An 11809-nucleotide genomic window follows, 5' to 3' on the forward strand; every position below is an offset into this window, starting at 1 on the left:
CCTGTTATTAGATCTCAATCACTGAGATCTAACCTATTTAAAATATTAGCCAACCAAGGCTCTACTTTTTTAGGCTTAACAAAAGCTACTGCGGCGGCTGAAAATGGGGATTTTCTATCACAAGCATCAACCAGTCTATTTTCAGCGTTGTTTACATGGACCTGCATAGCTTGTTTACTCGCCTGCGGTAATCCATGAATGCTTTCTAGTAGCTTTAAGTCTTGCTGAACAGATGTGATTACTTCTAGTCGTTTACCTTTCACCGTTTTGTGATTTAGGTTATAGCATTTGGCGCTCGTCCGTACTCTTTCGTATTTTGTTTTATCAGTTGCTTGGTCGAATCTTGAGTGTGCCATACCGGGAGATTTTTCAAATGAGAATAATTGAACATCGGCAAGTACGCATGGATCGATAAGAACAGGAACTTCAGCATTATGGTTTGTTAGCGAACATTGACTCCATACTCTGGTGCTTTCATCTTGAAGTGGGAAGTAATCATGTTTTCCACCATTATCTCTTGGTTGATTGGCGTATTGACATGAATATCGATAATTTTTTGGCTCGAATGCTAACCACCAATAGCCAGAATGTTTTTGTGATTGTCCACCTACCACTCTCATGGCATAAGTCTTTTTGGCTTTCTTCACAGCACCCTTGGGGCGAAAGTGATCAACATTGAAATCAGTGTTAATCCTTGGTACTTCTGAATACCAACATTTATCACCAAATTGATTAATAAAGTTGTCCTTAAATGGTGACCATTTACTACCAAGCCGCGTAAATTCTGCTGACTTGTCCTGTGCATTCCTAACTTCAGTTAACCATTGTCTAGCATCCACATCCCAGTTAACAGGTTTGCATGCATCAATTAAATTAATGTCTATATGTCGCAATTAAGCCAGTCCTTTTGTCTTTAATATATTTTCAATAATATTCAAACGATACTGCGTATCATCTATACCTTTCGAGTCTAAATCGTCCATTGCTCTTTTTCTAGCGATAAGGAACTGCCTATAATCTTCATCTGGGTGGGTATAGCCGTATCCTAACCGCTCTAACGAACCATTTAGTTTTCTTAATTCTTTGGTTTCATTTTCACTTAAAGTCTCTTTTTCAAGTAACGTTCTACGTTTCTCAATAACACCGCTTGTGTGTCTATCTAGCGTTGTTGCCATACCAAACATGTCACTGGTTAGTATGCCATTAACGCCCATTCCTATTGGGCTTTCAGCAGGTACTTCAGCTATCGACAAGCCATCGGTATTATTACGTATTACTTGTATTTGCTTTTTATCTAATTCAGCAATCGCTAGTGGGTGATGGGTTACCATTAAGATATGGCAGAATTTTTGATTCGGTATAAAGCGTTTAAGAAAAGTATGATACTTGGCCGCCCATGCTGGATTTAAGTGAGTATCTGGTTCATCCAATAAAAACAATGAATCATCTTCAACAGTAAATTCTAAAAGACCTAATACGGTTAATAACTGTTGCTCACCTTCACTTAATTCACTAAAGCTGACAATTTCATCGTTATGTAATTTAACTTTGATATTTACGCTATCAATAAGCTCAGAAAGTAATGTACTTTCTAGCATTTTAAAAAAGTCTTTCGGCTTTAGGCCTTTAGCTACTTTTTTTAAACCGTATATATCGGGTAAAAACAAATGTACGAATTCATTTGCAACGCCTTTACCTGTTAACGATGTTGCTTCTTCTCTTGTCGACTTTACTGGTCCATAACTATAAGGAAGTAACCTGTCTAAAAAGTCACGAACTACGCCACGAGCGCCCCAAAAGATATCTCTCTTATTATTTTTCCCCCATTCAGGCCTGCGAAATACAAAATGAACAGAATGAAAATCTTTTATACCCAATTGTTCAGCTAAGAATTCACGGCCAACACGCTGCTGTTGGTTTAAGAAGAATGCAAGCAATACATACTGACTGTGATAGGGTTTTGCATAAAATAAAGGGCGAACTTCATCTTCAATTTTTACTTTGTTATACAAAAGCTTATGATAAAACTTGTTTCTATGTGTTTTAAACAAATCTTCTAACCTATCACTTGGCCCCGAGTAATAAGCGAAAAGGTGTTGAGGTAAGTACTCGGAAGCCCCATTTTTATCTCGCTTGACCTTTGACAGAGCCACTGTTTCAAGTTTCGAATAGCTATTATCTGCTTGCTTAATCGAAACCTTTATTTTGTGTTGTTGATGAGGAGTAGTGCCATAATCTGGTGAGGCATCAACTTCAATGCGCTTTTCATTATTAGCGCCTAATGAATAGATTAATTTATAGCTAAAAGGCGCTAGTTCTTCTCCAAGATCTAATGCCCTGAAAATACGAACTAAGGCTTCAATAACATTCGATTTTCCTGAGCCGTTTCTACCGATAAGAACCGTTAATAGCTCTTTATCGTCAAAATCTATTGCTAAGTTGTGGATATTTTTAAAGCCATCCCTGATTTTTAAAAAATCTACCTTCACTTGTTAGTCACCTTAAAAGTACTGTTGTCACCTTCACCAGCTTGAATAACCATTTTTTGTTCAATAAGCTTTTTTAACTCACTGAAAAGATCATCAATAGCGCTGAAAGTATTGTCAGATAACTCATCAAATAATGCCTGAGCAGATATGCCTTTGCTTTTACTTTTTAGAAGCGTGAAGACTTCGCCAGTTTGTTCTGGGTTATCCTCAATAATGGGAGTGGAATCTACTTTGATTTTTGATCTAAGGTTATACGCAATTTTGTCAGCTTGGGCTTTCGTATTTTCCTGAGCTATTTCTGTTCTTTCAGTCTTTGTCTGCTTTGACTTTGAATTCTGCGCTTGTACTTCAACTTCTTCTCTTTCATCTTCAGATATAGGTGAAAATAACTTTCCGCTAAATGCTCTTGCTAGTATTGATTGAGTCACTTTATCGACACGAAGCTTTGCTGCTCTGTATTGCTTTTCAATTGCAGCAGCGTAAATCATGAATTCTTCTAGTCGCCTAGCTATTTCAATTTGTTCCTCTGTTTTTGGTAACTTTATCTTGTATTCTAATATTTGTTTTCCACTAATATGTGGTATGTCACTACCAGTCTGATTTGGCAGTAAATAATTACTAAAACTTGGAGCTAAAAGGGAGTAGTACAAAAAGTCATTTAATATCTTGCTGCTAGGTTTAAACCTAGCGACTCGCTGCACTAAAACACATGGTAGGTCACTAGCTTTGGCTTTAGCTAACTTTAAACCTGCGCTAACAATTGGCCGATCCATAGCTAAAATAATATCCCCTTTATTTATAAATAAATGAGCATATTTTTCCAATTTCTCTTCTGGAAAGTATTTAGTTTCAGACCACCTTAAAGATCCGGGTTCAATATTTTGTCCTCTAAGTAACCTAACTCCATCACTTTCGAACTCTTTACTTTTGAATGCGTGTCCAATATCTATACCTGTAACTTCTTTTAATGATACTTCGTCAAAACAAAATCTTTTTCCTTCACGCCAGTCTTTGGTGAGTTCACCTGAGGTGGCTGCTGTAAGGACGGATTGGCGGAAGTGCTTTAAAATGGTTGGGATTTTATCGAGACGTGCTTGCGCTGTTTCAACTTTGGCTAATACTGAATCCAGCTTATCTGCTATATCCTTTTGTTCTGATCGTGGTGCAACAGGCACCTTGATAGTTTCATATTCTTTGAACTTCAAATTACGTAGGTTATTACTTCCACCTTGGTAATTAACTACTTCGCCAGAAGCATAAAAACTTCTTAAATAATAATTGAGGTATCTTGAATCTATCGTGTCATTTGGCCTAGCTAATCGTATAAAATTGGTACAAACTTTTGGGTAATCTGGGCTATGTTTTAGGGCATCCTCATCGATTAATACAGTTCTTCCAACTGGTTGATCTGGGCCACCGCCTGATATTTCTATCAAAATATCGCCAAGCTGAAGCTCTCTCTTTTGAGCACTAGTTTTTTTTACTTTACGCTCTACGCTGGTTATACCTTTTTCTCTAGACCAGTTCTTAAACTCTGTTCCTCGGATACAAAAAACAGTATCAAAATCATCATCCTGATAATCAGGATCTTTACCCCAATCGCCACCTAATACAAAGGAGAGTAAGTTTTTTAATTGAATAGGTTTCCAGTTTTTAGGTAACTGACTCATACTAAAACCTCTTCAGTATCTACCGCTGCATCTAATTCCACTAAAATAGATTTTAGGTCAGTAATTGCTGCCGCTAGTTCTTCAATGGCTTCGTTGATCAATACATCTGGCTCTGGCAGGTTAGCTGCATCTTCGATACTGTCATCACGTATCCATGCTAAATCGAGGGAGTCTTCTTTAGCTGCAACTTCTTCACGGGTAAACGCTCTTAGTCGGCACGTATCCACATTCCCAATTTCACTGCCGTCTTGGTGGTTATCAATAAAAGCTTGCCGTTTAGCATCATCTACCTCGGTTAAATCACTACCTACAGCTTGATAAAATTCTTTAAAGTGGTCTTTGGTTAAAACGTTTCGTTTACCAAATTGCGGCATGTTTACACGAAGGTCATATACCCAGACTTTTTTGGTGTTGCCTTTATCTTGATTTATATCTGTAGGTTTATCAAAAAACAGTACGTTGGTTTTTACACCAGCGGCGTAAAAGATTCCCGTAGGTAGCCTAAGAATCGTATGAAGGTTACATTTTTCCATTAAATCGTTACGAATTTTACGGCCTGTTGAACCTTCAAACAAAACGTTGTCTGGCAATACCACTGCCGCACGCCCACCGGGTTTTAACATACTGTGATACATGGTATGTAAAAAGGCGAGTTGCTTATTTGAAGTGTAATGTACTAAATCATCACGGGTAGGTATACCACCTCCCTGTTTGGTGCCGAAAGGTGGATTAGCAAGAATTAAACTCGCTTTAGGGAGTAAATTTTTACCTTCATTAGAAAGCGTGTCGCCATATAGCACTCCTGCGTTATCATCGTCTATCGCCAAGTCGTGCAACATTAGATTCATCATGGCTAAGCGCCGAGTGTCGGGTACTAATTCCATGCCAAAGAATGTACCGTGCTGGTATTTATCGTAAGCATTTTCATCAAGGGTTTTAATGTCGTGGTGCTTTTTAAGCTCATGATGTGCAGCAATTAAGAAGCCGCCTGTTCCGGCTGTCGGGTCTACTATAACGTCATCTAAATTCGGTTTCATTAATTCAACCATAGCTTCGATGAGTACTCGCGGGGTAAAGTATTGACCTGCACCTGACTTTTTCTCACTAGCATTTATTTCTAATAAGCCTTCGTACATGTCGCCTAAGCCTTCCGCTTTAGCAGAGTACCAATCAAGATTATCAATTTCAGTCACTAGCTTGTTTAAGGTAGCTGGCTTTCTGATACAGGTTGAGGCATCAGCAAAAATTGCTTTGGTTATTAGTGAGCCGTGTGAACCTAGATGGATAAGTAACTTTTTATATTCTTCTAAACGAGTTACCGCATTAAACTCTTCAATGTCAGACCAACGAAAACCCTCAGGGATAAGCTCTTCTTGCCCTGTTTCTTCAACCATTTTTAAGAATATTAAGTAGGTTAATTCGTTTAAGTACTCGTGGTAAGTTACACCGTCATCTCGCAACAGGTTACATAAATTCCAGAGTTTGTTAATTAGGTCTTGTGTGCTCATTAGTTTCTACTTATAAATTCGTTAATTTGTATTTAGCTTTACTTAACTTTAAACAGGCTCGCTTCTCTTTTTAGAAAGCTTTAAGACTTAGCCACCTGCCGCCAAAACTATATTTAAATAATAAAACGCTATTATATCGGATTAAGCCGATTGTTGTTCACCCTCAGACCAGATAGATCTATTAAATTGGTTCAAAATATCGGTAATAGGTTGTTCAAATAATTTAGAGGCCCGCTTTATACCGCCTATTTGTTTAAATATGCCTTCATTTAGGTTAGTTTCATCAACAACAATGTTGGCCTTTATTTGTCCTGCAATGGTTTCTAACCATTCTCGCTGTGGTGTTTTCCAAGGCTTACTGTTAAGTATTTTAGCCAGTGCATTATCTACACGTTGCTCATAAGGGACAAGAGCCTCACCTAATGCAGCTTGACGAATAAAACCGATAATACGGGCGGCAATATCTTCGTTTTTGACTTCTTTCCAAGCTACCTTAAGGTCTTCTTCTCGGAATTCATTTTTCTCTAACTCTAGCGCAAGCTGTTTAAGGCTATCGCGGGTTAATTCCCACGGGCGTTGAATAACAGTTTGAATGGCGACCATTCGGTTACTATTAGCATTAATAAATTTGTTAAAAGATAAAAGGTAGTCTTCAGGCTTTTGACCACTACCGTAACCAGTTGAGGTGCCAGTAACTTTATCGTCATGTGTGGAAATAACCACTTTATTGTTACCACCCGTGCCTTTAACTTTCATATCTAGCAATTCACCTAAGCCGGGGTTATTCACAAACCAATCTGCAACGTCTTGCACTGTCATGTTTTTCAATTCTTGTGCAAATTCTTGAGGAGGCTTACCTACAATTCGTTCAAAGTCTGAATGTTGGTTAGTTGAAAGGTATTTCTTTTTACTTTGTAATTTGGCTAGAAACTGGTCTTTAGCTAGTTGCTGAAGTTTTGGATCTGGACTGTCTTTGATTTCACTTTCCAGTTCAGTAAAGGTGATATCAACCTTAGTAACAACAGGCTTCATGCTGTTAACTTTTTCGAGCTGTTTGTAGATATCTACCGCATCAAAAATACGAAAACGTTCTTTAGATATTTCATCACACTTTCGAGTTGCACGACCTAACATTTGTTCAAATAGAATACGGCTGTTGACACGACGCAAGAAGACTAAGTTACATATCTTTGGAACATCGACCCCAGTGGTGAGCAAGTCTACCGTAACGGCAATATTAGGGAGTCTGTCGTTTTTATATCGGCGTATTTTTTCAAGAGGCTTGTCGGATGCTCCTGTGATTTTTTGAATAGCATCATCATCAACTTCACCTAAATAGTTTTCACACGCATCTTTTAACGCTTCAACTACGTCATCTGCGTGTTTATCGGTAACACAGAATATTAAGGATTTTTCTTGAGAGTATGGATTTAAAGAATCACTTTCGATAAGCCAGCGACATATTTCTTTAGTAAACTCTGGTGCTATGACTTTACGATTAAACTGTGCAACGTCAAAGTTTAATTCATCTGGTGTATTGATCAGCTCTAGTTGCTGAGTTTGAGGATCATACACTTGAACTTCTTCGTTGATCTCATATTTAATGCCATCTGTGTTGAGTTTTGTATGGATTCGTATTGGCGGAAGGTGATCAACTAAATGCCCATCTATTACTGCTTCTGTATATGTGTAAGTAAAAACTGGATCACCAAAAATATCTTTAGTATGTAATGCTGGTGTAGCCGTTAATCCAACTTTGAACGCATCAAAATATTCAATAACTGCCCGATATTTTGACATATAGTCTTTTTGATCGCGGAATTTAATTTCCGTATCACTTAGTTCTCGGTCAAGCAGATAGCCGCGATGACATTCATCAACAACTATACAATCATATTGGCCTACACCCGGCTTTGCATCATTATCTGACGGGTACATGATACGTTTTACAAGCCCTTGAACGGTTGCGATATGAACTTTTGTATCATCCTCTGGAAATGGTATAGCTGATTTGTCTGGTTCAATACCTAACACTTCGAATGTATCAGCAAAGGAGTTGGTGATACTTTCCATTTTTACTTCGCCAAAATCGACAGTCGCTTGCTCACCTAATGCACTTCGGTCAACAAGAAATAGGATACGGCGAAATCTTTCAGCTTTTAATAAACGGTAAACAAGAGCGATACAAGTTTTAGTTTTACCTGTGCCTGTTGCCATCGCAACCATTGCTCGTTCTTTGCCATCTTTAATCGCTTTTTCAACTTGTAAGATAGCTTTTTGCTGGTAATCACGAAGTTTTAATTCATAGTCAAAGCCCATTTCATCAAGTTCAGCATTCGCTTGCTGTGGTGTTTGGCGTAAATAGGTTTTTATTTCTTGAGGTGAATACCAACCTTTGAGTGCTTTACGGCGATTAGTATTATCTCGAACATCTAAGAACCAGATACCACTTTCTTGTTCTAATTGCTTTAAATAACTACGGCCATTAGTTGCAAAAGTAAGAGGAACATTAAATTCTCCATATTGAGTGATTTCTATATCTTCAGGAAGATTATCAATACCTCTTGCATAGCGTTTGGCTTGATCAATGGCTCCATACACATTTTTAGCATTTTTTTTTGCCTCGATAACACCCACAATGGTCATGCCAATAAATAAGGCGTAATCAGCAGGGCCTGAAGCAGTAGGCCATTCTGCAATTGCTTTGTTTTTATTTGGCTCAGGTCTAGAACCCGGTATTTTTTTACCGTGAATAATTCTATCAGCAAACCTGATATTTACGGTATCGGCCTCCCAGCCAGCATCAACTAATTGCTGATCTATGATTACACGAGTTTCCGCTTCATCCATCTCAAACAGTGATTTTTCAATACGCTTTAGTTCTTCGGCTTGTTCTTCTTTAGGTTTAGCTTGGAACGTCATGAAATATTCAATATTAGCTGCGTCCATTTTGGCTCTATATTCAGCTAGCTTTACTTCATGTTCTTCTGCAATTTGCTCCCACACAACTCGGTCTGCTGCCATTCTTTCAGCTCTTTCACGCTCCGCTTTAGCTTTTTCGGCTTCAATATGACTAAGTTTTTCTGCGGTTTTTATTCGTTCAGAACTACGTTGAGATTCGGTTTTTAATTGTTCAACTTGCTCTTCAAGTGAGCGAACATATTCGGAAGGGTCTTGCGGTTTTAAAAATTTCTTTATTTTAAACCCTTTGGCAGCACTACCACCAAAAGTGACATGAAACCACATAGCTAATGCGTGCCCAACCATTATTGCTTTTAACGCATCGCGGTGGCTCGTGCTATCAAAATTATGAGTAGCTGTGTTACCTAGCTTTCTAATAGTATGAAAAGCGTCTCTGACGTTATCATCTAAGCGTAAGTTATAATCAAGCTCTTTGAGAAGATCTATTTGTTTAACATTGTTACCTGATTCGACACCTATACGAGCAGCTATTGATTGCGCGATAGCTTCACCTAATTGTCGTATTTTTATAAGTGAAGTGTTTGGATCTGAAGAAAAATTGAGTTCAGCGCTTTCGGCTAATTTATATAACCAATCTTGGTGCTTTTTTAAAAAATCAAAATTACTGATGTGTTCCATAATCTTCCTTTAAAATCCTTCAAAAAAGTCTTCATCAATTTTTTTAATATGTAATACATCTTCGTCTCGACTACCGATGTTATAGCGAAGCATGAGCTTAGCTAGCTCTTTACCATTAATTAAAACAATGCGTGTACCAAGATTATTTGCCGTGTCTTGTGCTGATGAAGTGAAATCTGACGTTGTGATAAAAATACCTTTTTGCGCACGTTTAAGGTTTAGTGCTCCAAAAAAGTCTCTGATATCGCCAGCACCAACGTTATTGCCTTCGGCATAACGCTTAGCTTGAATATATATTTGATCTACACCTAGAGGGTCTTGATCAATAACACCATCGACACCATTGTCTCCTGATTTACCTAGCGCATGAGCAGCACCTTCACCAGCGCCACCGTAACCCATAGCAATTAAAAGCTCGATCAATAAATCTTCAAAAAAATCAGGGGTAACTTTACGGGTGCGTTCTAGTATATCTTGGGCTAGCGCTTCATTAACTTTTTTATAAGCAGCTCTTAATATTTCATCTGGTGTTGATAATTCTTCATGCTCTATGTTGTCTGAATTATTTTCTGTACCTACTCCATCATTACTTTTTTGTTTAAAAACGATGAATTCATCAAACTTTTTCAGGTATTCGTTGTTAATGTCAACATCTTCAGACAAAGCCTCTTTACCACGAGAAGTAATCACAAAATGCGCTCTGCGGGTGGCTTCTAACAGACCAGCTTTTGTTAAATAAGTACGTGCCCAACCAACTCGGTTATCTAGTATGCTTTGCCGACCACTAGGTAACGTTTCTGATCTTTCTTCATCAGTTAGACCGAATTGATCTGCTAATTGATTAATTACATTACGGAGTTTTACTTCATTGCCGTTAGCGTCATTTGCTATTTGTAAGAATGGACGCATAAATTGTTGGTAATTGGGGATCACACCATATCCTTATTTATTGTTTTTGTTCTTCAATCCATTTATCTAAATCGACACGCTTAAACCGCCATGAACCACCCACTTTGAAGCCGGGAAGCTTACCTTTACTTACAAGACGATAAGCCGTTTTTTCATTCAACTTTAGGTATGCTGCAACCTCTTGAATCGTTAATATTTCGTCTGTCATTGGACCATCTCAAAAAGGAACCTAATTACAATATGAGAAAATTGAGGAAATAACAAGAAATCAGTAAGCAAGCATTGTGTGATGATTTAAAAATATCATTGGTTATCACTAATTATCATTAAACTATCAGTTTTTGTTTTTTCCTAATTTCATATGATTTAGGCAGACAATCAATGAGGAGAAAATAATGTCTAATCAAAATAGTAATCACAAAGCGAATCAAGCAAATAATAATAAAGGCACTTCAGGAAATAACCCTGCTAATGCTAAAGTACATGGTAACCGAGGTAAGCAGATGAATCCAAACCAGAAAAAGTAACTAGGAATGGAGAAGCAGGTGATTAATCATCTGCTTCATTTTAAGGATATTTATGGAAGCAACAACAAACTCAAAAAAGAATAAGAGAAAATTCAAACAAACCAAGCAGCTAATAAGACTGGCACTAAATGATGGTTGGACTCAAAATGAAATTAAAGATGCCTGTAGGGTTCAACAATCAATTGTGAGTGGGTGGAAGAGTGGCTCTAAACAAGGCACTGAGCAGCAGTTAAAACCTTTGCTTGAAATTTACGGTCATAAATTAAGACGAAATTCTTTTCGAGTTTATTGGTGCATTGATCCAGAAACCAAGAAAAAGACTTTCCATAAAGTTGAAGGGAAGGTTGTTTTAAATCAAGTATTTTATGACCCTAGAAGATCAGGGTACAAACTAATTAAGAAGATCCCGCAGCAAAAACTTGTAGTTCATCATCAAGGTGAAAACAAGTTTAGAATTGTTTATCAGAGTCGCCTAGCATTTCAAAATTCCAATGTAGAGTTAGAATCAATGGTTGAAGATGCAATATGGGATTCAACCATTTCAAAACAGTATGAGTTATCTGAATTATTAAGCATTATGGATAACTATGCGGAAAAATCCCTAGCTGAATACCCAAGTGACGCGAATACTCTACCATTCATTACTAGACAGGCTTTGCTAAATCATGGCTTTGCTGTTGATGGGGTTGTTGAATACCCTGCTGTTTGGTAAGTTTAAGAAACCCAAATAGGAAGTTGGCACCTCAACGCCAAAACATGTGGGAAACCACAACTGTTTGAAGCACCAATTTGGTAAAGCCATGTGACTAGCCAGTTTGCTAGCACACCGCTATTCGAACATTTTAGGAGCACATTGTTATTGCTTTGAAAGAAGCTAGGCCAAAGGTACTTCTGATCAGCCGAAATATAACATGTGATACGGGAAAGGGTGGGCAGAAAAGCCAGCCGTTACTTACGTGACCGCTGGCTTTTATTATGAATTCAAATTCACCCGTAATTTTCTTCTTAAAACCTCGCCATACAATTATTTTTATATCTATAAAATTACACCTGCATATTCTCATGCATCGCGATCACCTAATACTATCTAAGCCGATCACCTAATA

9 protein-coding genes are annotated in these 11809 nt (G+C 37.8%); 2 read left to right on the top strand and 7 right to left on the bottom strand.

The window, feature by feature from the left end; genetic code table 11:
* Positions 1-14: 14 nt before the first annotated feature.
* The 7 genes from QMA00_RS11785 to QMA00_RS11815 form a co-directional block, all read right to left on the bottom strand.
* Positions 15-893, bottom strand: a complete 879-nt coding sequence (locus QMA00_RS11785) for a hypothetical protein (protein ID WP_290157359.1) — start codon at positions 891-893, stop codon at positions 15-17.
* Entirely contained in the window at positions 894-2489 is a 1596-nt protein-coding gene (locus tag QMA00_RS11790) for an AAA family ATPase (RefSeq protein WP_290157361.1), read from the bottom strand. It abuts the gene before it with no gap.
* Complete coding sequence (locus QMA00_RS11795; protein ID WP_290157362.1) at positions 2486-4159, bottom strand: restriction endonuclease subunit S; 1674 nt, start codon at positions 4157-4159, stop codon at positions 2486-2488. Before QMA00_RS11795 ends, QMA00_RS11790 begins: the two co-directional genes overlap by 4 nt.
* A complete protein-coding gene (locus QMA00_RS11800) occupies positions 4156-5667 on the bottom strand; it encodes an N-6 DNA methylase (protein ID WP_290157364.1) in 1512 nt (503 codons plus the stop codon). Before QMA00_RS11800 ends, QMA00_RS11795 begins: the two co-directional genes overlap by 4 nt.
* 141 nt (positions 5668-5808) lie before the next feature.
* A complete protein-coding gene (gene hsdR, locus QMA00_RS11805) occupies positions 5809-9267 on the bottom strand; it encodes a type I restriction-modification system endonuclease (RefSeq protein ID WP_290157366.1) in 3459 nt (1152 codons plus the stop codon).
* Between the two features lie 9 nt (positions 9268-9276).
* Positions 9277-10200, bottom strand: a complete 924-nt coding sequence (locus QMA00_RS11810) for a restriction endonuclease (protein WP_290157367.1) — start codon at positions 10198-10200, stop codon at positions 9277-9279.
* A 13-nt stretch (positions 10201-10213) separates the two neighbouring features.
* A complete protein-coding gene (locus QMA00_RS11815) occupies positions 10214-10384 on the bottom strand; it encodes a helix-turn-helix domain-containing protein (RefSeq protein WP_290157370.1) in 171 nt (56 codons plus the stop codon).
* Between the two features lie 187 nt (positions 10385-10571).
* On the opposite strand from QMA00_RS11815, the gene QMA00_RS11820 reads away from it, so the two are divergent.
* Positions 10572-10703 (top strand): hypothetical protein, encoded by a 132-nt coding sequence (locus QMA00_RS11820; RefSeq protein WP_055014250.1) that lies wholly within the window; start codon positions 10572-10574, stop codon positions 10701-10703.
* Positions 10704-10755: 52 nt separating this feature from the next.
* Positions 10756-11415 (top strand): hypothetical protein, encoded by a 660-nt coding sequence (locus QMA00_RS11825; RefSeq protein ID WP_290157374.1) that lies wholly within the window; start codon positions 10756-10758, stop codon positions 11413-11415.
* Positions 11416-11809: the final 394 nt, after the last annotated feature.

The sequence above is a fragment of the Pseudoalteromonas sp. APC 3694 genome (genome assembly GCF_030407565.1).
GTDB lineage: Bacteria > Pseudomonadota > Gammaproteobacteria > Enterobacterales > Alteromonadaceae > Pseudoalteromonas > Pseudoalteromonas tetraodonis.

Bases quoted from the DNA above. Each gene is read 5' to 3' on its own strand.
- QMA00_RS11825 (WP_290157374.1), top strand. From the start codon at position 10,756: ATGGAAGCAACAACAAACTCAAAAAAGAATAAGAGAAAATTCAAACAA.
- QMA00_RS11800 (WP_290157364.1), bottom strand. From the start codon at position 5,667: ATGAGCACACAAGACCTAATTAACAAACTCTGGAATTTATGTAACCTG.
- QMA00_RS11815 (WP_290157370.1), bottom strand. From the start codon at position 10,384: ATGACAGACGAAATATTAACGATTCAAGAGGTTGCAGCATACCTAAAG.
- QMA00_RS11795 (WP_290157362.1), bottom strand. From the start codon at position 4,159: ATGAGTCAGTTACCTAAAAACTGGAAACCTATTCAATTAAAAAACTTA.
- hsdR (WP_290157366.1), bottom strand. From the start codon at position 9,267: ATGGAACACATCAGTAATTTTGATTTTTTAAAAAAGCACCAAGATTGG.
- QMA00_RS11820 (WP_055014250.1), top strand. From the start codon at position 10,572: ATGTCTAATCAAAATAGTAATCACAAAGCGAATCAAGCAAATAATAAT.